General features: G+C 48.1%; 22 protein-coding genes and 1 pseudogene. 15 read left to right on the forward strand and 8 right to left on the reverse strand.

The genetic code is table 11. The annotated features are described in order from the left end of the window. Window positions 1-149: 149 nt before the first annotated feature. Window positions 150-236 (forward strand): annotated as a pseudogene (locus ACLQ6D_RS14185) (transposase); the annotation flags it as partial. A 6-nt stretch (window positions 237-242) separates the two neighbouring features. Continuing rightward, on the forward strand, window positions 243-440 hold the full coding sequence (locus ACLQ6D_RS14190; protein ID WP_411728003.1) for a hypothetical protein: 198 nt from the start codon (window positions 243-245) through the stop codon (window positions 438-440). Window positions 441-525: 85 nt separating this feature from the next. Here ACLQ6D_RS14190 and ACLQ6D_RS14195 read toward each other — a convergent pair whose 3' ends face one another. From ACLQ6D_RS14195 to ACLQ6D_RS14205, 3 genes are all read right to left on the reverse strand, one after another. Beyond that, window positions 526-1,539 (reverse strand): rhodanese-related sulfurtransferase, encoded by a 1,014-nt coding sequence (locus tag ACLQ6D_RS14195; RefSeq protein WP_411727967.1) that lies wholly within the window; start codon window positions 1,537-1,539, stop codon window positions 526-528. A gap of 64 nt (window positions 1,540-1,603) precedes the next feature. Further along, window positions 1,604-2,068: a bacterioferritin gene (gene bfr / locus ACLQ6D_RS14200; RefSeq protein WP_411727968.1), complete on the reverse strand. Its 465-nt coding sequence runs from the start codon at window positions 2,066-2,068 to the stop codon at window positions 1,604-1,606. 21 nt (window positions 2,069-2,089) lie between these two features. After that, on the reverse strand, window positions 2,090-2,323 hold the full coding sequence (locus ACLQ6D_RS14205) for a bacterioferritin-associated ferredoxin (protein WP_411727969.1): 234 nt from the start codon (window positions 2,321-2,323) through the stop codon (window positions 2,090-2,092). A 284-nt stretch (window positions 2,324-2,607) separates the two neighbouring features. On the opposite strand from ACLQ6D_RS14205, the gene ACLQ6D_RS14210 reads away from it, so the two are divergent. From ACLQ6D_RS14210 to ACLQ6D_RS14235, 6 genes are all read left to right on the forward strand, one after another. Further along, entirely contained in the window at window positions 2,608-4,350 is a 1,743-nt protein-coding gene (locus tag ACLQ6D_RS14210; RefSeq protein WP_411727970.1) for a copper resistance system multicopper oxidase, read from the forward strand. 56 nt (window positions 4,351-4,406) lie between these two features. Beyond that, on the forward strand, window positions 4,407-5,282 hold the full coding sequence (locus tag ACLQ6D_RS14215; RefSeq protein ID WP_411727971.1) for a copper resistance protein B: 876 nt from the start codon (window positions 4,407-4,409) through the stop codon (window positions 5,280-5,282). Window positions 5,283-5,749: 467 nt separating this feature from the next. Then, window positions 5,750-6,202, forward strand: a complete 453-nt coding sequence (locus tag ACLQ6D_RS14220) for a hypothetical protein (protein ID WP_411727972.1) — start codon at window positions 5,750-5,752, stop codon at window positions 6,200-6,202. Window positions 6,203-6,465: 263 nt separating this feature from the next. Further along, the gene (locus ACLQ6D_RS14225; protein ID WP_411727973.1) at window positions 6,466-7,101 is read left to right on the forward strand and encodes a hypothetical protein; all 636 of its coding nucleotides are present in this window, start codon (window positions 6,466-6,468) and stop codon (window positions 7,099-7,101) included. A 542-nt stretch (window positions 7,102-7,643) separates the two neighbouring features. Further along, complete coding sequence (locus ACLQ6D_RS14230; RefSeq protein ID WP_411727974.1) at window positions 7,644-7,880, forward strand: DUF4160 domain-containing protein; 237 nt, start codon at window positions 7,644-7,646, stop codon at window positions 7,878-7,880. After that, on the forward strand, window positions 7,861-8,133 hold the full coding sequence (locus ACLQ6D_RS14235) for a DUF2442 domain-containing protein (protein ID WP_411727975.1): 273 nt from the start codon (window positions 7,861-7,863) through the stop codon (window positions 8,131-8,133). The genes ACLQ6D_RS14230 and ACLQ6D_RS14235 overlap by 20 nt, the downstream gene beginning before the upstream one ends. Before the next feature lie 210 nt (window positions 8,134-8,343). Here ACLQ6D_RS14235 and speD read toward each other — a convergent pair whose 3' ends face one another. Next, window positions 8,344-9,159 carry an adenosylmethionine decarboxylase gene (speD, locus tag ACLQ6D_RS14240; protein WP_411727976.1) on the reverse strand — a complete coding sequence of 272 codons (816 nt, stop codon included), beginning with the start codon at window positions 9,157-9,159 and terminating at the stop codon, window positions 8,344-8,346. A 4-nt stretch (window positions 9,160-9,163) separates the two neighbouring features. Next, window positions 9,164-9,580, reverse strand: coding sequence for an OsmC family protein (locus ACLQ6D_RS14245; protein WP_411727977.1), 417 nt, complete (start codon window positions 9,578-9,580; stop codon window positions 9,164-9,166). 139 nt (window positions 9,581-9,719) lie between these two features. On the opposite strand from ACLQ6D_RS14245, the gene crp reads away from it, so the two are divergent. Beyond that, a complete protein-coding gene (gene crp, locus ACLQ6D_RS14250) occupies window positions 9,720-10,376 on the forward strand; it encodes a cAMP-activated global transcriptional regulator CRP (protein WP_411727978.1) in 657 nt (218 codons plus the stop codon). Window positions 10,377-10,401: 25 nt separating this feature from the next. On the opposite strand, the gene djlA is transcribed toward crp, so the two are convergent. After that, a complete protein-coding gene (djlA, locus tag ACLQ6D_RS14255) occupies window positions 10,402-11,211 on the reverse strand; it encodes a co-chaperone DjlA (protein ID WP_411727979.1) in 810 nt (269 codons plus the stop codon). Between the two features lie 175 nt (window positions 11,212-11,386). Here djlA and ACLQ6D_RS14260 point away from each other — a divergent pair, with 175 nt between their 5' ends. Continuing rightward, a complete protein-coding gene (locus ACLQ6D_RS14260; protein ID WP_411727980.1) occupies window positions 11,387-12,280 on the forward strand; it encodes a phosphoribosylaminoimidazolesuccinocarboxamide synthase in 894 nt (297 codons plus the stop codon). An 18-nt stretch (window positions 12,281-12,298) separates the two neighbouring features. Here ACLQ6D_RS14260 and radC read toward each other — a convergent pair whose 3' ends face one another. After that, window positions 12,299-12,973, reverse strand: coding sequence for a RadC family protein (gene radC / locus ACLQ6D_RS14265; protein WP_411727981.1), 675 nt, complete (start codon window positions 12,971-12,973; stop codon window positions 12,299-12,301). Window positions 12,974-13,050: 77 nt separating this feature from the next. Between radC and coaBC the strand changes: the two genes are divergently transcribed. The 5 genes from coaBC (at window position 13,051) to argB (ending at window position 19,412) form a co-directional block, all read left to right on the forward strand. After that, on the forward strand, window positions 13,051-14,259 hold the full coding sequence (gene coaBC, locus ACLQ6D_RS14270; protein ID WP_411727982.1) for a bifunctional phosphopantothenoylcysteine decarboxylase/phosphopantothenate--cysteine ligase CoaBC: 1,209 nt from the start codon (window positions 13,051-13,053) through the stop codon (window positions 14,257-14,259). Further along, window positions 14,240-14,695, forward strand: coding sequence for a dUTP diphosphatase (gene dut, locus ACLQ6D_RS14275; RefSeq protein WP_411727983.1), 456 nt, complete (start codon window positions 14,240-14,242; stop codon window positions 14,693-14,695). The genes coaBC and dut overlap by 20 nt, the downstream gene beginning before the upstream one ends. Window positions 14,696-14,719: 24 nt before the next feature. After that, on the forward strand, window positions 14,720-15,664 hold the full coding sequence (locus ACLQ6D_RS14280) for a hypothetical protein (protein WP_411727984.1): 945 nt from the start codon (window positions 14,720-14,722) through the stop codon (window positions 15,662-15,664). Window positions 15,665-15,927: 263 nt separating this feature from the next. After that, window positions 15,928-18,456, forward strand: a complete 2,529-nt coding sequence (locus ACLQ6D_RS14285; protein ID WP_411727985.1) for a phosphomannomutase/phosphoglucomutase — start codon at window positions 15,928-15,930, stop codon at window positions 18,454-18,456. Window positions 18,457-18,494: 38 nt separating this feature from the next. After that, entirely contained in the window at window positions 18,495-19,412 is a 918-nt protein-coding gene (gene argB / locus ACLQ6D_RS14290; protein WP_411727986.1) for an acetylglutamate kinase, read from the forward strand. 96 nt (window positions 19,413-19,508) lie between these two features. Here the strand turns inward: argB and ACLQ6D_RS14295 are convergent, their stop codons facing one another. Then, a complete protein-coding gene (locus ACLQ6D_RS14295) occupies window positions 19,509-19,823 on the reverse strand; it encodes a hypothetical protein (RefSeq protein WP_411727987.1) in 315 nt (104 codons plus the stop codon). Between the last annotated feature and the right edge of the window lie 81 nt (window positions 19,824-19,904).

Below are 19,904 nucleotides of genomic sequence, written 5' to 3' on the forward strand. Positions count from 1 at the left end.
GATTGGCCAATATCCCGAACTCAAACGGGCACTGGCGTTGCTGACCGGCATCAAGGGCATCGCCGAAACCAGCGCCATTGCGCTCATGGGCGAACTCCTGTTGCTGCCGCCAGGCCTGTCGCATCGGGAATGGGTGAAGTTTGCAGGGCTTGACCCCTAAGGCCTTCGGTTCCGGCAAGAGCGTACACAAGAAAACGCGGCTGTCGAAAGCCGGCAACCGCCATATCCGTTCGGGCCTGCACATGCCGGCCTTGAGCGCCAAACAACACGACCCGCACGTCAAGGCGTATTTCCAGCATTTAGTCGAGAACGGCAAGAAACCGCTACAGGCCGTGTGCGCGGTCATGCGCAAACTGCTCCACGCTATCCACGGGATGTTGAAACGCGACAAGCCTTTCGACAACACCCGTTTTTATGCGATTCCGGCTTGCGCCGGATAATAAAAAAATCAGCGAAATTTGGTTGACTTTGAACAGAGTATCTACACCACTGCCTGTGTAAGACGGCGCAAATGCCGTAGCCGCATTAAACTGCACGAGAGTTAGGCGATGATGCCAGATTCTGTTGTTCCGAAGTTTGTTGCCTACATTTTAAGTTGGCTTCTCGTTTGGCAATCAAAGCCTTGGCTGCATCCGAACCAATGTGGGTTTCGCCGCGTAGCTTAGCCAGTTCCATCTGTTTTTCTCGCTCGGTGAAACGAAGCTTCTGCTCCGGCGTTTTTTTGCCGTAACAATGCGGGCAACTGACCCCTTTTTCGTAAGTATCGTTCGCTTTGTCAGCTTCAGTAATAGGCATACGACAGGCGTTACACTGGTCGTAATGCCCTTTTTCCAGTTTGAGGTTAACCGTTACCCGCTCATCAAAAACAAAACATTCGCCTTGCCACAAGGTTTCTTGTTCAGGCACTTCTTCCAGATACTTAAGGATGCCACCTTTGAGATGGTAGACTTCCTGAAAGCCCTGTTCTTTTAGGAAAGCCGTGGATTTTTCGCAACGAATGCCACCGGTGCAAAACATGGCAACTTTTTTATGCTGCCCGGGATCGAGATGTTCCTTCACATATCGGGGGAACTCGCGAAAACTCTCCGTGTTTGGGTTGATGGCATTTTTAAACGTACCAACCTTATATTCGTAATCGTTGCGCGTATCAATGAGCAGGACATCAGGATCCAAGATCAGTTGGTTCCATTCTTTAGGATCGACGTAAGTACCCGCTACCCGTTTAGGGTCAATGCCTTCAACACCCATCGTGACTATTTCATTTTTGAGCTTGACCTTAGTGCGATTAAAGGGAGGTATGTCTGTGCAGGATTCCTTATAGTCGATTTCAGACAGGCGAGGGTCTGTTCTCAACCAATTGAGTAAGGTATCAATAGCCTGGCGTGAACCCGCCACCGTGCCATTGATGCCTTCACGGGCGAGCAGGAGCGTTCCCCTGATCTGGTTACAGTCCATAACATCAAACAAAGGCTGCCGTAATTGCCCATAATCCGGCAAGGCAACAAATTTATACAGGGCACAGACAATTATTTGGGACATGTGTAGATTTTTCTGGGTAAAGCCGGGGTAGAAAACAGGGCGATAATTGCAGCACTTAATGCGTTCAGATTTGCGATTGCAGATAATTTTGTATGCCGATTTTACCGATCAACTCAAACTGCGACTCCAGCCAATCAACATGTTCTTCTTCATTTTCAAGGATATGTTGAAAAACTTCCCTGGAAATGTAGTCTTTGACCTGCTCGCAGTAAGCGATGGCCTCTTTGAGAGGCGGAATGGCTTCGAGTTCCAGTTTCAAATCGCAACGGAGCATTTCTTCTGGATTTTCACCAATCATCAATTTGCCCAGATTTTGCAGATTGGGCAGCCCTTCAAGAAAAAGGATACGCTCAATCAACTGGTCGGCATGTTTCATTTCATCGATGGATTCGTGGTATTCCTTCTCATTGAGCTTGCCAAATCCCCAATTCTTGTACATCCTGGCATGTAAAAAGTACTGGTTTACCGCAGTCAGTTCATTGGTAAGTGCTTTATTAAGGAATTCAATAACTTTAGAGTCACCTTTCATCACACTATCTCGCAAAGCTGGTTAAGCTGCGAGTATAGATGGATTTGCCGGATTTTGCATCAAGGATTGTTTGCAGTAATGATTTTGGTTATGGCTATGGTTGTCTAGCAGTTCTTTTACCTGGGGATTGCATTTGCCGCAGTCGCCACCTACGCCCAGGCATTTGAACAATTCGCGGCGCGAACTCACGCCCTCGTTAATGGCAAGCTTTATCTGGGTATCCGTCACTGCCTTACAAACGCATACGTACATCATTAATTTCCTGAATAGCCATGTGTTATGCTAATAATAACAATTCTCATTAAAAAAGCAAGATGCGCCACGAAATATTTTTGATTACTTTGTCACAAAATGACAGAAAATTAAGGAAAACTCACCGTGAAATTTTTTGCAACAACTCAGGTCAATTATTTAACATCACTATAATTAGATAGATTTTGTTTGATTAAGGCAAAATCTCTTCTACTCTGATTCTCTTGCAGTGAATCAAATTGCCTGTTTTGATAAGGCACCCAAAGATTTTTTATTACTACAACCCCATGACCAGCAATAGAAATTATCTCAGCCCATTACCCAGTTATTCTCGCCGAAAATTCCTTAAAGGCTTGATCAACAGCTGTGTGTTGTTAATTTCAATGCCTTATATTAAACCAGCAAAAGCACAGGCGAATGCTCAAGCCATTCCTGTGCTAAGTGGTACAGAATTTGACCTGACCATCGCCCATACGCTAGTGAATATTACCGGTACAGGACGGCTTGCCACGACCATTAACGGGACTGTGCCCGGGCCTACTTTGCATTGGCGGGAAGGCGACATCGTCACGTTACGGGTTAGAAATCTGCTGCACGAAGAAACCTCGCTGCATTGGCACGGAATTATCTTGCCCTACCAGATGGATGGCGTGCCTAAAATCAGTTTTAATGGCATCGCTCCGGGAGAAACGTTTACTTACCGATTCAAAATTCAGCAGTCCGGCACATACTGGTATCACTCACATTCCGAGATGCAGGAACAAACCGGATTGTATGGCGCCATCGTCATTGATCCGGCAATGCCGGAAACTATCCAGGCTGACCGTGATTATGTGGTGTTAATGTCCGATTGGACGGATGAAGACCCTATGGCGGTATTTGCCAAGCTCAAAAAAGAAAGTGCCTATTACAACCTCAATCAGCCTACTGCCCTCGATTTTTTCAGGGATGTGGCTGACGAGGGGCTTCGTTCAGCCTTCGAGAAGCGGCATATGTGGAATATGATGCGGATGAACCGAACCGACTTGGCGGATATTTCCGCATCAACCTATACGTATCTGGTGAACGGAAAAACCAGTGCGGATAACTGGCTGGGCTTATTCAAGCCGGGTGAGAAAGTCCGGCTGCGGTTTATCAATGCGTCGGCACAATCATTTTTCGATGTACGGATTTCCGGCCTTAAAATGACCGTCGTGCAGGCGGACGGGCAAAATGTCGATCCGGTAACAGTTGATGAGTTCCGTATCGGCCTGGCGGAAAGTTACGATGTAATTGTTTCTCCCGACGAAAGCGCATATACCATTTTTGCCCAGTCTATGGATCGTACCGGTTATGTTCGGGGTACATTGGCAACGCAACTGGGGTTGTCATCACCCGTCCCTGAGTTAGAAAAGCCGGAACCGCTGACTATGGAAGATATGATGGGCGCTATGGATCATAGTGCTATGAATCATGCCATGCACAACATGGCAGATATGGAGGATATGCAAAAAACAGGCAAGCCAACTGTCCGCGCCCATCACGCCAGCACTGAGTTTGGCGCAAGCGTAGACATGCGGATCGATACGCCGCGCACTAACCTGGACGATCCTGGTATTGGTCTAAGGAACAATGGTCGCAAGGTTTTAACGTATGCGGATTTACGCACCATTGGTGGTGCGCTTGATGCCAGGCCGCCAACAAGGGAGATTGAGTTGCACCTCACCGGCAATATGGAACGCTATACCTGGTCATTCGACGGCTTGGAATACAGTGAATCCAAACCGATCCGTTTCCGTCATGGTGAACGGTTGCGGGTGATTCTGGTCAATGACACCATGATGGCTCATCCTGCGCATTTGCATGGCATGTGGAGCGAGCTTGAAACTCCGGAAGGGCAATTTCAGGTGCGTAAACATACTGTCGTGGTTCAGCCCGCGCAGCGGGTCACTTTTCTGGTCACCGCCGATGCGCTTGGACGCTGGCCGTTACATTGCCATCTGTTCTACCATATGCACGCAGGGATGTTTCAGGAAGTGGTGGTGTCTTGAGTGTTACAAATGTCTTCCCTCATAGTTTGGTGAAAGCAGTTTTCGTAGGCCTAATCATGATATTTTCCAATGCCTGGACTGGAGAACCAGAATCGAGCAGAATGGGCTTGATGTCAGGCAAAAGTATGGGTCACGCCGAAATGATGTCTCACGAGCTTATGGCTAATGCCCAGACTAAAGGACACTTAGGCCACAGTTTAATGTCTGGGCAAGACGCACCTGTCCCAACAGCTAACCGGGATCCCCATGCCTATACCGGTGGCCAAGATTTCAGCGGCTTATCGAAACCCAAGATGGGGGATGAGGACTATCTGGGTTCGATAATCGTTGACCGCCTGGAAGCGGTTAGCGCACGGAGTGATTTCTCAATGACTTACGATTGGCAGGCTTGGTTTGGTCAGGACTATAACCGCATAGTCGTCAGGGCAGAAGGGGAAATTGATGACGGGACATTCAAGAATGCCCGCAACGAATTGCTCTGGGGACATGCCCTGACCGCGTATTGGGATACACAACTGGGGGTACGTTATGATAGCGGCTTGGGAGCTGACCGGGTCTGGGGAGCTTTCGGCGTACAAGGCTTTGCCCCCTATTGGATATATATAGAAGCGACAGCTTACGTCGGCGAGCAAGGCCGCACGGCATTTCGTCTCGAAACGGAATATGATGTGCTGGTCACCCAAAAGCTTATCCTCCAACCCCGCATCGAAATGAACTTTTATAGCCAACGTGACCCCTCCCGTTTGGTCAGTAGCGGCTTATCCAATATTGAAGCTGGTTTACGGTTGCGCTATGAAATCTACCGTGAACTTGCGCCCTATATAGGCATAGAGTGGGCGAGCACATTCGGTACGTCCGCAGACACTATCCGGGTTGGGGGCAGAAAAGCAGAAGAAACCCGGTTTGTTGCCGGGGTGCATTTTTGGTTTTAAAGGAATCTGCGGTTAAGCTCTTAGAATCTCAGGACGAACGGTAACGGGTTGATTACGTTCGTGTTGAGCGTGTCGAACCCTGAACGTAATCAACTTGTCCAGAGTTTCCTTAAGGGAACCTCTAAAAATTCAAAAAGCTCCTTCGCCCTCCAGGGATGGAGGAAGTGCGGCTGCAGGTAGGGAGTACGCGCCGCCTCCCTTCGGGACGACTGCATGGATGCAGGGGGTAGGGCAACGTCTGGAACTGTTGCCGAGAAGGCTGGGATGAGGGCTTTAAAATCAATTGGTTACCCCCTCACCCTTGCCCTCTCCCAGAGGGAGAGGGGATTTTTAGAGGTTTCCTTAAGTAACAAAATGATGTTAGCTTGTTTGCTATGCGTATTTTTAGCGTATCTCTTGTTTTTATCTTTGCCCGTCCATAAACAGATATAATTTACCTATCAAATGGCTGTGAGAACGGGCTTCCCTTGAAAATCGAAAAAAACGGGCTTTTCCTTCATTGGTTTGTTGTCGGTATGATGCTGGTGACGCTGATGATTTATCTGTCCATCTGCCACCAGTTCGGCCATGAGTTACAGGTACCCTTGCCGGAAGCCCGGCGAACCGTCATCAGGACAGTCTTTTACGCACTGGCGATTGTTGCTTTCCCGATCACCAGTTTAGTCCGCCATATCCAACTCCGATTAAATCAAACCATGCCGGGCAACAAACCGGCAAAAAGCCGCTATTTGCTAACTGTTATTGTATCGATGCTGCTGGTCGAAGGCGTTGGTGTGCTGGGTTTTGTGATGTTTATGTTGGGCGACGATTTCAATACCCTGTACATATTTACGGGACTTTCGGCCTTGGGTTTATACCTGTACAGGCCTAAGCAAGATGAATATATCCGGATCGTTGAAGCCTTAGCTTTAAAAGCCTAGACTTGATCGACAAAACCTGCCGTTCATTTTGATTCTGAACTATCTTCTGATGCTATCCAGAAACGGTTTTTTATGCGTATTTGCATGTTATCCCGCTTAGAAAAACTAGTCTTGAAAGTTTTCTTGTCAACTAAGGTTGAAAGACGTATAAACTATCCCGACCTAGATAATAACTTGTTAGGGGGCAGGTTGCTCTCTATTCTGGTCAGCATGACGCACGAAAACGATGTACAATCACTAGACAAACCAAAAGGAGAATACCTATGAAAACCCATCGAAAAGCTGCCTCCCTGTTGTTCCCCCTTCTTCTCATCCTCGTCTGCGCAGTCCCGGAGGCAGAAGCCGCGCAAGGCGACCAAATGAAACAGCATACCTTTCAAACTGCCATGCGCAAACTGTGGGAAGACCACGTCACCTGGACGCGCCTGTACATCGTCAGCGCCCTAGCCGACTTGCCGGACAGGGGCCCCACTGCCGAGCGGTTACTGCGGAATCAGGTGGACATCGGCAATGCCATTAAGCCGTTCTACGGAGATCCAGCCGGCGAGAAGCTGACAGCACTCCTGAACGACCACATCGTCATCGCCGTTGACGTGGTTTCTGCCGCCAAGGCGGGTGATCAGGCAAAGCTCAAGGAAGCGAACAAGCGCTGGTACGCCAATGCGGATGACATCGGGGCCTTTCTCGGCGGCGCGAACCCCAAGAACTGGCCCTCAGCCGAGATGAAGTCGATGATGCGGGAACACCTTGACCTCATCAACGCCATGGTGGTAGCTCGCCTGAACAAGGACTGGGCTGGGGACATCGCGACCTACGATAAATACCACGAGCATATCTTGAAAATGGTGGCGGATGTGCTCAGCGAGGGTACCATCCGTCAGTTCCCGGATAAGTTGTAGTCACGAAAAAGCGAAGGGCGGAAGTCCCCCATCCCGATTTCCGCCCTTTCATACGTTGCAATGTCGTTGAGTTTACAGCGGCTTCTCCTATTCGTCGCCAGCCTACTGGTGTGGCTGGCTGTACAACGGCTCTTTTGTCGGTAATCTGCCGCCGCCCCGCGCTTGCAATCGGCTGCCCGACGCGCTCACGCCGGTTCATAGCTCACCAGCCTCGGCGGCGTTGCGCCTGATTGCTATAATAGGAAATATTTCTGCTTTCTGACCTGATCACTGGATGACATGCTTCGTCTCGGACTGTGCTGCTGCTTTCAGGAACAACCGATAAAGTTCCGCACCACTACGGTCGCGGTCATCAGCCGCCTGCCTCCCGAGGAGGCGCTGGCAACCCGCCGTAAACTGAGCGCACACACTCAAAACAGCGCATGAATTTTCCCAAGCGAGGTTTTTGCGTTTCTATTTTATGGTAGCATGGCGTTTATTGTCGGCATTGGCGGTTTGCTATCGCGAAACCGTCCTACGGTTCTAATGTTTGTTTACAAGCTATGCCAACCATTTTAAGAATCGCAAACTTTCGTTTTCACTTCTATTCAAACGAAGGCAATGAGCCGCCGCATATCCATGTACGCTGTTCGGATGGGGAATGTAAATTTTGGCTTGAACCCATTGTTTTAGCGGGCAATCGCGGTATAGCACCTCACGATTTACGCGAAATCGAACGACTTGTATTTGAAAATAAGCAAATCCTACTGGATAAATATCATGAATACCACCGTCTTTAAAACAGAACCCACGGCCATTAAAGCTTGGGCGGAAAAACGAATGATCTACCTTGAGCTGACAGATGGACGGATACTGGGTTTTCCTGCTGATCGTTTTCGAATTCTCTGCCAAGCATCTGAAAATCAACTTAAAACCGTTCAAATTGAAGTGTGGGGCTATGCGCTAAGATGGGAAGAATTGGATGAGGATTTAACCGTGAGTGGCATTATCGCCGGGCAATTTCAGCTTCCTTTGCCTAGACAAGCCGCTTGACAATGGGCAGCGTAATTGATTTTATTGTTTAGCTTTCACAGGCCGCGCCCGGTTAGCTTTACGTTATCTATATCTGAGTGACCGGGGTGAGTCGATTGAAACCTTTCATTGCCAGATTTGATTGCAACCTATTTTTACGGTTGTCTTAATTGAATCTGGGTTTTTACACATTAGCGGATCGGATGGAGTGATTTCTGATGCCTGAAGTCTTTATGGCAAAGGGTCTGCCACTTTGATTTTTTTGCGGCGGTAATTGTGTCCGTAAAAAATTTCGGTCACTTCTTTTTGCAGCTTTTTTTCGATCTCGGCTTTTTGTTCCTCAGATAAATTGCTTTCTTTCTCAAACAAATAATTCTCAAGTTCGGTTTCCTTGAGCATCATTTTGGTGTGGAAAATATTTTCCTGATACACGTTCACATCAATCATCTGATAACTTTCTTGCGTATCTTTGGCGATATAGTTCTGGATTGATGTAATGTTATGGTCGATATAGTGTTTTCTTCCTGTTATATCGCGGGTGAAGCCACGGACTCTATAGTCCATGGTCACCACATCCGACTCAAAACTATGGATTAGATAATTAAGGGCTTTCAAAGGCGAAATTCGGCCACAGGTAGACACGTCAATATCAGCGCGAAACGTACTGATGCCGTTATCGGGGTGACTTTCAGGATAGGTGTGGACGGTGATATGGCTCTTATCCAGATGCGCCAGGACATTTTCAGGCAATGGCCCAGGCGTTTGGCTGTTCATGCCAGCAGGAGGCGCAACATCACCTTCTGAAATCAGCATGGTGACACTGGCACCTTGCGGGTCATAGTCTTGATGGGCAATATTCAGGATCTTCGCGCCAATAATATCTACGACATCCTTGAGAATTTGCCTCAGTCGATCAGCATTATAAGCTTCATCAATGTACTCAATATAAGCTTGTTGCTGTTCAGCAGGGGCGTAGCAAATATCATAGATATTGAAACTTAACGACTTTGTCAGATTATTAAAGCCGTGCAATTGCAATTTATTCAACTCATTAGACCTCGATTACTTCAAAATCATGGGTGATCTCCACCGCCTTGCTCAACATGATTGTGGCAGAGCAGTACTTTTCCGCAGATAATTTCACCGCCCGTTCGACAGCCGACATTTTTAAATCGTGCCCGCTCACAATAAAATGCAAGTGGATCTTGCTAAACACACTGGGTATTGCATCAACCCGTTCAGCGGTAACCTCAGTGACGCAGGCGGTAACGGCATTCCTGCCTTTCTGTAAAATCTGCACGACATCAACCGACGAACAAGAACCTACACCCAGTAAGATCATTTCCAAAGGGCGAACACCCATATTTCGTCCGCCATGATCGGGGGGGCCATCAATGACGACGGCGTGGCCGCTGCCGGTCTCGCCGACAAACATCATGCCATCCACCCACTTTATCGTCACCTGCATGGTCTGGCCCAGATAAAAAAATGACGAATAGGGTAGCACAGAATTATCTGCTGACAGAATGTCAATATGGATTTTTTTGCTAGACTGTATACACGGCTATGAATATTCATAACCCCACTTATCCTGGAGGGTAATCATAATGACCGTTACACCACACGAAGAGCCTTACAAAAAAGTGATAGAACAGTTGTTGCATTTCTGCCACAAAAAGACTTATCCCCCGAAAGCTATTGTATTCAGGCCAGGCGATTTGGGTGACCGGTTATACTATATTGTTGATGGTTCCGTTAGCATTTTTGTTGAGGATGAGGAGAATGACCAGGAACTGGTGCTGGCATATCTCAACAAGCACGAATTTATCGGCACCATTGGTGTTTTCAAGGGCTCCGAAACCCGAAAAGTTACCGTAAGGACCCGTACCCAATGCCAATTGGCGGAAATGAGCTATGACCGTTTCCGGCAGGTGCTCAATAAAGAGTTGTTGGAGTACGCGCCCGACATACTCTATATGATAGGTGAGCAACTGGCGGGGCGTCTATTAAAAACCAGCCGAAAATTCAGTGACTTGGCTTTTATGGATGTCGAAGGCCGCATTGCCCGAGGCCTGTTGGATCTTTGCAAAGAACCGGATGCCATGACCCATCCCGATGGCATGCAACTGCACATTACCCGGCAAGAAATCGGCCGGATTGTGGGCTGCTCAAGGGAAATGGCCGGACGGGTATTGAAAGAAATGGAGGATAAAGGCCATATCTCCGCGCATGGTAAAACGATTGTGGTGTTTGGCACCCGTTGAAATAATTTCTTAGCTGCTTTACCAGTCATTTTTTTCTGGCCTGCTGTATAGCTTCGTAAGCCTTGGTGATTTTTTGGGTTTTTTCCTTGGCAACTTTCATCATTTCCTCTGGCAACCCCTTGGCCACCAACTTGTCGGGATGGTTTTGGCTCATTAACCGGCGATAGGCTTTTTTGGCTTCGGCATCGCTGGCTGATGGGGTTAAGCCCAGCACCCCATAAGCGTCTTGTAAGCTCGATTGCTCGCGACGGCGGGGTTGTTGGTACTGGTCATTGCGGCCGTAAAAACGCTGTTGGGCCTGCAGCCGTATTTTCAAGCGTTCATAGTCAAAACGGGAAACCCTGAGTTGCCCGCAAATGTGTAGTAACAGTTTTTCTTCTTTGCTAACTATCGATCCGTCGGCCAACGCTTCCTGCATTTGAATTTCCAGGAACATACGGATAAGGTCTGTACGTCGATGACATTCCCTGTAAAACTGGGCTAAAATGTCGTCCAAAGGAAAATCAGCGCCCTTTCCTTGTTGAAAAAGATTGACAGCCGTCGTGCGCATCTCCCCGGAAATGGACATTTGGTCCATGATACGGTTAGCCAGGGATATTTCTTCCGGGGAAACCTGTCCATCCGCCTTGGCAATATGCCCCATCACTGAAAACGTTGCGGTAAAAAAAGCCATTTGCACACGGTGTTGGTCGCCCGACCGTAGGGTTTCATGCGCGTCCAATCGTATCATGCCAATATCGAATTGATGACCCAGTGAGGCCCCCAGAATAGCGCCCAAAGGGCCGCCCAGCATAAAGCCAAACGCGCCGCCCAAAAATTTACCCAACCAACTCATCGACACCCGTCCTACTTATGTAATATGAAATGATAGAATCATACAAGGAATTCAGCATAGCCGTCTTATCTTGTCGAAGTACAAGACGAATGATTGGATTCTTGCGTTTACCACTCAATTTACTTGCATATTATCCAGAAAACTAGAAGTTTCTAATTCTTTAATTCGAGGCACTATGACTGCTCCAGTAGCACTATATCAATCAAGCCTGCCATCTCTGACTCTACGCGCACGGGGAAAAGTCCGGGATATTTATCATATCGACGATAAGCACATGCTGATTGTAACGACTGACAGGCTTTCAGCGTTTGATGTCATTTTACCCGACCCGATTCCCGGCAAAGGGCTTATGTTGACCCGTATCTCCAACTTCTGGTTTGATAAACTGCGCCACGTCATCCCCAATCATTTAGCTACCGTTCCCTTATCCAGCATTGTGCCTGATACAGCAGGACGCACACAAATTGAAGGCCGGGCTATTGTGGTGAAATTGTTAAAGCCCCTGCCAGTTGAAGCGATCGTCCGTGGCTACCTGATCGGCTCTGGTTGGAAAGACTACCTTAAAACCGGCGCTGTTTGCGGCATCACCTTGCCGAAAGGTTTGCAACAAGCGCAGCAATTGCCGGAAGCTATCTACACACCGTCAACCAAAGCCGCCGCCGACCAACATGATGAAAATGTTTCTTTTGAAAAAACGGTAGCGTTATTGGGCCAGACCTTGGCCGATAAAGTGCGCGATACCAGTTTGAGGCTTTACCAAGAAGCCGCCGAGTACGCCAGGGAGCGTGGCATTATCATTGCCGACACCAAATTTGAATTCGGCGTCGATGAACAAGGCGTGCTTTATCTGATTGATGAGGTATTAACGCCTGATTCCTCGAGATTCTGGCCGGCAGACCAGTACCGGGTTGGCATCAGCCCCCCCAGCTTCGACAAACAGTATGTGCGCGATTATCTGGAAACCCTGGATTGGGACAAGACAGCCCCAGGCCCGCACTTACCACAGGAAGTTTTGGCGCATTGTGCCGCCAAATACCGGGAAGCAGAAGCTAGATTGACGGGAAGCTAAATTTACAATTAGTCCGAGTCAAATCAGCCCATGCTCGGCAAATGAATAAGGCTCGCCGTCGCCAATAATAAAGTGATCCAATACCCGTATATCGAATAAGGCCATAGCTTGTTTGAGTTTTTCGGTGATGTGTTTGTCAGCTAGGCTGGGTTCGGCAATGCCGGAAGGGTGGTTATGGGCAAAAATGACAGCTGCCGCATTATGGTGTAGCGCCTGTTTCGCCACTTCCCTGGGATAAATACTGGCTGCGTCGATCGTACCCCGGAATAATTCTGTCAATTGAATGACGCGGTGCTGGTTATCGAGAAACAAGCAGGCAAACACCTCATAACTATAACCACGAAGTTGGGCGCTAAGGTAAGCGCGGGTAATCTCTGGACTACTTAGGGCATCGCCGCGTTGCAGGGACTCCTTAAAATGGCGTTTTGCCATTTCCATCACGGCCTGCAATTGGGTATATTTGGCCTCGCCCAAGCCATTGCCTTGACAAAACCGCTGCTGGTCGGCGCTGAGCAGCGCTTTTAAAGAGCCAAAATCATGAAGCAACTCACGCGCCAAATCAACCGCTGACTTTCCAGGTGTGCCTGTACGCAAAAAAATGGCTAATAATTCGGCATCGGTCAAAGCGCTGGGACCGCGTTTTAACAGTTTTTCCCTTGGCCTGTCATCGACGGCCCAATCTTTGATAGCCATAGTGATTTCCCTTTAAATAAAACTTAAGCATAGAAGAATCTGTCTATACTTGCCATTACTCTTTTACCGGAACAAAATTGGACACTCCCGCTAGAAAACACGTTTTATTGGCCGTTTGCGGCGGTATCGCCGCTTATAAATCTGCCGAATTAGTTAGATTATTACGCAGACAAGACACCGATGTGCGGGTAGTCATGACCCAATCCGCCCAGGAATTTGCCAGCCCCTTGACCTTCCAGGCGCTATCGGGCAATCCGGTGCATACGGAACTCCTCGATGTTGATGAAGAAAATGCGATGGGGCATATTAATCTGGCCCGTTGGGCCGATGTCGTGATCATTGCGCCCGCTACCGCAAACACTCTGGCGAAATGTGCCCACGGCCTGGCGGATGATCTGGTGACAACATTATTTCTGGCTGCGACCTGCCCTGTTTATATCGCTCCAGCCATGAACCAGGCCATGTGGAATAAGGCAGTGACCCAAGAAAATATCCGTAAACTTGAACGTTACGGAGTCAGTTTTATCGGCCCCGATTCCGGCGATCAGGCTTGCGGTGAAACAGGTTTGGGGCGAATGGCAGAACCTGCCGACATTTGCCGACTGCTATTGACTGAGCCGAAAGATCTTGTCCTAAATGGCCTTAAGGTTTTAATCAGCGCCGGGCCAACCAGGGAGTATATTGACCCTGTACGCTACATCACAAACCGTAGTTCCGGAAAAATGGGTTTCGCACTCGCTCGCGCCGCTTTACGTGCAGGGGCTCAAGTCTCGCTGGTTAGCGGCCCGGTAAACCTGCCTTCTCCCGATAGCCTTGACATTGTGCAGGTAGAAACTGCGGCGCAAATGTATGATGCGGTGTTGGCGCGTGCCGGGAACGCCGATATTTACATAGCCGCTGCCGCTGTTGCCGATTACAGCCCCATAGCTATGGAAAAGGATAAAATAAAGAAGCAAGCCGAGCAAACAAATCTGGTTTTGAATAAGAATAAAGACATACTGGCCGATGTTGCCCGATTGAATAATGCCCCATTTACAGTCGGCTTTGCAGCGGAAACTAAAGATCTTGATGCCAATGCACAGGAAAAGCTGTGCAAAAAAAATCTGGATATGATTGCTGCCAACTGGGTGGGACAGGGACAAGGCGGTTTCGATAGCGAGCAAAATGCCTTGGAAGTGTTCTGGGACAATGGCCGGACATCGCTGGCAATGATGGACAAAAACCAGCTGGCCGAGCAGTTAATCAACCTAATCGCAAAGAGATTCAATGAAAAAAATAGAATTTAAAATCCTGGATAACCGCATAGGCAATGAAATTCCATTGCCTGAATATGCAACAACTGGCGCAGCCGGATTGGATCTACGGGCCTGTTTAACTGAAGCGACAGAACTGAACCCTGGAGAAACCTTGCTGATTCCGACTGGTCTTGCGATCCATATCAGCGACCGTCACTTGGCCGCCGTCATCTTGCCCCGGTCAGGATTAGGCCATAAACACGGTATCGTCTTGGGTAATTTGGTAGGCTTGATCGACTCCGATTATCAAGGCCAGATTTACGTCTCCTGCTGGAATCGTGGCAATACCCGTTTCACCATTAATATCGGCGAAAGGATTGCACAAATGGTTTTTGTCCCGGTCGTACAGGTTGCGCTGGAACAAGTCGAGGATTTTCATGAAAGTTCCCGGGGTGATGGCGGTTTCGGCCATACCGGGCGGCTTTAAGACATTGTTGGTTGAGGTATATTTATGAAACAGCTGGTTTCTACATTAGCAGTGATTAGTATGTTAATGGTTGTAATTGCGGGTTCTGGCGCTTTTCTGCTGTCCAAAGTGTTCATTGCGCAATCGAAAGTGGATGCTGTCGCAGCGGTTGCCAAAGGAGTGTCTTTAACGTTGTCCGAACAGGTAAACCTGCTCAACAGCATGCTGGATAAAATGGCGCAAGATCCGGAGTTTATCAACGCAGCTGCCCAGAACAATCCAGACCTATTGGCAAATGCTATAACAAAGCTTGAGAATCATTTTCCAGGTATCCTGTCGATAAAAATATTGTTGCCCGAAAATAAATATTCCATCAACAAGCCCAATGTGGCTATGGGTTACGCAGATCTTGAAATGGCAAGAAAAACCTTTACAAACGATCAGCTGACTGCCATTCAAGGCGATGTCGGTCCAGACAGGCATCTGGCAATTGCCCGACGGATCATGCAAAATGGTACGGCGATAGGCGTTGTTTTGGCGGGATTGAACTATGACTTTATTAACAGGATACTCTCCGCTACGACATTGGGAAAAGGTTATATCGAATTAAGACAAGGAAAACTGGTGCTCGCTTCTGCAGGCAAGAAAAACGATCAAGAGGAAATTTATAATGACCCTATCAACGTACCTAACAGTGATTGGCAACTCTATTACGAAAATAGCGCCGCCACTAGCTTAGGCGAATTCTCACTGATGGTAGGCATTGTTTTGGTGCCGGCGTTAGCGGTTGCATTGGGTTTTGTCACTGGCTACCGAAAACTTTCTGATATATTGACACAGGATGTGGCTTGGGCTACGAAGGCATTTAAAGATATGTTGACAGAAAAACCACTAGGTGCTTATCCGATTAAATTAAGCGAAATCCGCATCGTCGTTTCAACTTTGGCACAATTTAAACGGGCCGTAAACGAGAAACGGCTTGAAATTTGAAAACTGCGGCCAGCAACAAAAAAATGGTATATTGTTCTGCTTAGTAAGGCTCAATAACAGCGACCCCGTGTGGACAAGCCTAAAGAACTTTAAAAAATCTGCCTAAATGACATTAATCAAACAAATCCTCACTAGTGCAGTAGCGTGTTGTATTTTCGATTAGATTATCAATGAATTTTTATATATCAATATATTACAGAGACATTGCTATGACTAATGAAAATAGGTGCTGTACTGGCCATACTATTTAATAGGGGTAAAGAATGGAACGATTGTTCTCGATGTTGACAGTGGTTGCCGTCCTTATGATTTTGGTAACTGGAACGGGAGTTTACTCGTCATCTAAAATTGTAGTGGCGCAAGCAAAAGAGGATGCAGCGCAATCAGCAGCCAAAGGAATTGCCCAAACACTTAGCGACCAACTAAAACTGATCAACAGCTCGTTAGAGAAAATGGCCCAAGATCCCGATGTGATAGAAGCCTTTGCCAACTCTGATCAGGCTTCCCTAAATTCGATGGCGGCCCGGTTTGATAAATATCTGCCGGGTGCCAGAAAAATCAGGATGTTACCCGTAGGTGTCAGCGAGCTAGATGAAGTCAACGTTCCACATATGGGTTATGGCGACCTGGATATGGTCAAGGCAACATTTCAGGACAACCCGCTACCAGCCATTCAGGGCGACATTGGCCCGGACAGGCATCTGGCCATAACCAGACGGGTTATGCAGGGCAACCAGGCAGTGGGAGTGATTCTTGCTAGCATGAACTTTGACTTTATTGACCAGAGCTTAAAGGACGCGGCCATTGAAAACAGCTATATGGAGCTTAGGCAAGAAAAACTCGTATTGGCTAATGCGGGCGAAAAAGATGAAACTGAAGATGACTTTAATCAGATCAATGTCGCCGGTACCAGTTGGGGTATTTACTACCTGGATCCTAATAGTGGAAGTCTTGGCCAAACTGCCGTGATTTTTGCATTTATCATCATACCGATATTGCTTGCATTGGGTATTTTTTATACCTGCTACCAACAGCTATCGGTATTACTGGCCCAAGACCTGGACTGGATTTTGCGGGCTTTCAAGGATGTCCTGACAGACAAGCCCAAAGGCAGCTATCCTGTTACCCTGACAGGCATGAACGCAGCCATTGCATCAATGGCACGCTTTAATCGAGAGTTCAAACTACAGGGGATCAGTGCCGTTACGAATTCCGATGATGATTTTGAACTGGAAGGCTATTTTGAGGAACTTGGTGATTCCATGCCGAAAGCGCCAATAGACCGCCAAGGAACCGCAGTAGAAATAGAACCTGTCAAGAGTCCTGCAGGTGCACCTGAACAGAAAGCAGTTCCTGGGAATCCCGCAGTAAGCACACCAGAAATAATCGAAAAACTTCCGGAAACGCCAAAAAAAATCGATGAGAAATCGGTCATATTTAGGGCTTATGATATTCGCGGCATCGTCGGTAAAACGCTGACTAAAGAAATCGTATACGACATTGGCAGGGCTGTGGGTTCCGAAGCCAGAGAATTGGGCTGCAAAACCATCGTAGTGGCCAGGGACGGAAGAAACTCCAGTCCCGAGCTGGCAGAGGCTTTATCGCAAGGTATCGTGTCAACTGGTTGCCATGTCCTGGATATAGGGATGGTGCCGACACCGGTCTTGTATTTTGTCGTCCAACACACCGATGGCCGCTCTGGCGTCATGATTACAGGTAGCCATAACCCGGCCGATTACAATGGCTTGAAGATGATGATCAAAGGCGAGACCCTGGCTGGAGCCAGGATACAGCAACTTAAACAGCGCATAGACAATCAAGCTTTTAGTGCCGGAAAAGGTTCGATAGAACAGAATGGCATGTTTGCGGGCGAGTATATAGGCATCCTTTGCGAAGATATTCAGGTCACCCGCACGATGAAAGTTGTCCTGGATTGCGGCAATGGCGTCGCGGGTGATCTCGCGCCCGTATTACTCAGAACCTTAGGCTGTGAAGTCATAGAACTGTTCTGTGAGGTTGATGGCAACTTCCCCAATCACCACCCAGATCCAAGCAAGCCGGAAAATCTGGCTGAATTAATCAGCACAGTCAAACATTATAATGCCGACTTGGGCTTGGCGTTTGATGGCGATGGCGACCGATTAGGTGTGGTCGATTCTAAGGGAAAAATCATTTGGCCAGATCGGCAAATGATGTTGTTTGCCAAAGATGTCCTGGCTGGAAAGCCGGGTTCAGAAATCATTTATGACGTGAAGTGCAGCCGACATTTACCGGATCAGATTGTCAAATACGGCGGCAGGCCTTTGATGTGGAAAACAGGGCATTCGTTTATGAAAGCCAAGCTTAAAGAAACTGGGGCAAAGCTGGCTGGCGAAATGAGTGGACATATTTTCTTTAACGACCGCTGGTTCGGTTTCGATGATGCCTTATACTCGGCGGCACGACTGCTTCAGATACTGTCTGAAGATTCCAGGTCGAGTTCGGAGGTCTTTGCCGACTTCCCCGATAGCATCAATACACCTGAATTGAATGTCGAGTTACCGGAGGGTGAAAATTTCAAATTCATAGAAAGCCTGTTTGCCTCGGCAAATTTCATGGGCGGGAAAGTCACCGATATTGACGGTATGCGCCTGGATTTTGCTGATGGCTGGGGGCTGGTGCGTGCATCCAACACCACGCCCTCGCTGGTGATACGCTTTGAAGCGGATAGCAAAGATGCATTAGCGAATATTCAGGAACAATTCCGGCAACTCATGCGTAATGTAAAACCGGACATCCAGTTACCTTTTTAGGTCTTTTCAAGTAAAAACATAAGTAAACACCAGAAAAAATGGAAAAGAGGGCAGCTCATCTGATTGCTGACGTATTAATCGAAGCTTTGCCGTACATCCAGCGTTTTAAAGGCAAAACAGTAGTCGTTAAATTTGGCGGTAATGCCATGGTCGATGAAGACCTTAAAAACAGCTTTGCCAGGGATATCGTATTGATGAAGCTGGTCGGCCTGAATCCGATTGTGGTTCATGGCGGTGGCCCGCAAATTGGTCAACTGCTAGCAAAACTCGGCAAAACCACAGACTTTGTCGATGGCATGAGAGTGACCGACAGCGAAACCATGGACGTTGTTGAGATGGTGTTAGGCGGGCTGGTCAACAAAGAAATCGTCAACCTTATCAACCGGAACGGCGGCAAGGCGGTAGGTTTGACCGGAAAAGACGGCGATTTTATCCGGGCAAAAAAACTTCGTATTGGCATCCGGGATAAGTCGGGTGTTCAGCAGTCAGGGCTTACCTCCCTAGAAACGCCGGAAATCATCGACTTGGGACATGTCGGCGAAGTCAGCAGTATCGACCCCGCTATCGTTAATATGCTTGGATGTAGTGACTTTATCCCCATTATTGCGCCCATTGGCGTGGGTGAAGACGGGCAATCTTACAATATCAATGCCGACCTCGTCGCTGGAAAAGTGGCCGAAATATTGAAAGCCGAGAAATTGATCTTATTGACCAACACGCCGGGTATCCTCGACAAACAAGGCAGCCTATTAACCGGGCTAACGCTGAACGACATAGACGACCTGATTGCTGATGGCACTATCTCAGGCGGAATGATCCCAAAAACCCGCTGTGCCACCGATGCCATCAAGGGCGGCGTAAGCCGGGTGCATATTATTGACGGCAGGGTTGAACACGCTGTGTTACTGGAACTTTTTACTAACCAAGGCGTTGGCACACTATTATTAAGCCGTTAACCTAGAAGCCAGATCAGTGCATAAGTGCACTGACTTTTGGGCATCTCTAAAAATTCCACTATTCTTCCCGAGCTTTGGTCGCACCGAGATAGTAAATCAATGAGAGATTATAACGCTAATCCCGCCAGAGACATTCAGCCGATGAAACCACTCTACCTGGATGTGCGACGTAGAAGAACGCGCCACGCAACTCACTGAAATGGGCGATCCCTTGGTGGGCTTGGAGGCACGGATAGCCTGTGGGCGTTCCAGCCTGGCCTCGGCCGGGTGCATGCCAAGGACAGGAAGGGCAAGGTGGGAGCCAAGCCCATTGACGTGGTACTGATGTTCAAGGTGCTGGTGCCACGGCATCTGCACAATCTGTCGGATGACCGGTTTGAATACCAGTGTTGGTGACTGCTTCAGTTTCATGCGTTTTTTGGGTCTGCAACTGGAAGGCCGGGTGTCGGACACCAGGACCGTCCGGTTGTTCCGTGAACAGCTGAAGGGCTT

It is taken from the genome of Methyloglobulus sp. (genome assembly GCF_046714055.1).
GTDB lineage: Bacteria > Pseudomonadota > Gammaproteobacteria > Methylococcales > Methylomonadaceae > Methyloglobulus.

What these genes read in the sequence shown, in the direction of transcription:
- ACLQ6D_RS14190 (WP_411728003.1), top strand. Translation starts at nt 243, where the DNA reads ATGCCGGCCTTGAGCGCCAAACAACACGACCCGCACGTCAAGGCGTAT.
- ACLQ6D_RS14195 (WP_411727967.1), bottom strand. Translation starts at nt 1,539, where the DNA reads ATGTCCCAAATAATTGTCTGTGCCCTGTATAAATTTGTTGCCTTGCCG.
- bfr (WP_411727968.1), bottom strand. Translation starts at nt 2,068, where the DNA reads ATGAAAGGTGACTCTAAAGTTATTGAATTCCTTAATAAAGCACTTACC.
- ACLQ6D_RS14205 (WP_411727969.1), bottom strand. Translation starts at nt 2,323, where the DNA reads ATGATGTACGTATGCGTTTGTAAGGCAGTGACGGATACCCAGATAAAG.
- ACLQ6D_RS14210 (WP_411727970.1), top strand. Translation starts at nt 2,608, where the DNA reads ATGACCAGCAATAGAAATTATCTCAGCCCATTACCCAGTTATTCTCGC.
- ACLQ6D_RS14215 (WP_411727971.1), top strand. Translation starts at nt 4,407, where the DNA reads ATGATATTTTCCAATGCCTGGACTGGAGAACCAGAATCGAGCAGAATG.
- ACLQ6D_RS14225 (WP_411727973.1), top strand. Translation starts at nt 6,466, where the DNA reads ATGAAAACCCATCGAAAAGCTGCCTCCCTGTTGTTCCCCCTTCTTCTC.
- ACLQ6D_RS14230 (WP_411727974.1), top strand. Translation starts at nt 7,644, where the DNA reads ATGCCAACCATTTTAAGAATCGCAAACTTTCGTTTTCACTTCTATTCA.
- ACLQ6D_RS14235 (WP_411727975.1), top strand. Translation starts at nt 7,861, where the DNA reads ATGAATACCACCGTCTTTAAAACAGAACCCACGGCCATTAAAGCTTGG.
- ACLQ6D_RS14245 (WP_411727977.1), bottom strand. Translation starts at nt 9,580, where the DNA reads ATGCAGGTGACGATAAAGTGGGTGGATGGCATGATGTTTGTCGGCGAG.
- crp (WP_411727978.1), top strand. Translation starts at nt 9,720, where the DNA reads ATGACCGTTACACCACACGAAGAGCCTTACAAAAAAGTGATAGAACAG.
- djlA (WP_411727979.1), bottom strand. Translation starts at nt 11,211, where the DNA reads ATGAGTTGGTTGGGTAAATTTTTGGGCGGCGCGTTTGGCTTTATGCTG.
- ACLQ6D_RS14260 (WP_411727980.1), top strand. Translation starts at nt 11,387, where the DNA reads ATGACTGCTCCAGTAGCACTATATCAATCAAGCCTGCCATCTCTGACT.
- radC (WP_411727981.1), bottom strand. Translation starts at nt 12,973, where the DNA reads ATGGCTATCAAAGATTGGGCCGTCGATGACAGGCCAAGGGAAAAACTG.
- dut (WP_411727983.1), top strand. Translation starts at nt 14,240, where the DNA reads ATGAAAAAAATAGAATTTAAAATCCTGGATAACCGCATAGGCAATGAA.
- ACLQ6D_RS14280 (WP_411727984.1), top strand. Translation starts at nt 14,720, where the DNA reads ATGAAACAGCTGGTTTCTACATTAGCAGTGATTAGTATGTTAATGGTT.
- ACLQ6D_RS14285 (WP_411727985.1), top strand. Translation starts at nt 15,928, where the DNA reads ATGGAACGATTGTTCTCGATGTTGACAGTGGTTGCCGTCCTTATGATT.
- argB (WP_411727986.1), top strand. Translation starts at nt 18,495, where the DNA reads ATGGAAAAGAGGGCAGCTCATCTGATTGCTGACGTATTAATCGAAGCT.
- ACLQ6D_RS14295 (WP_411727987.1), bottom strand. Translation starts at nt 19,823, where the DNA reads ATGAAACTGAAGCAGTCACCAACACTGGTATTCAAACCGGTCATCCGA.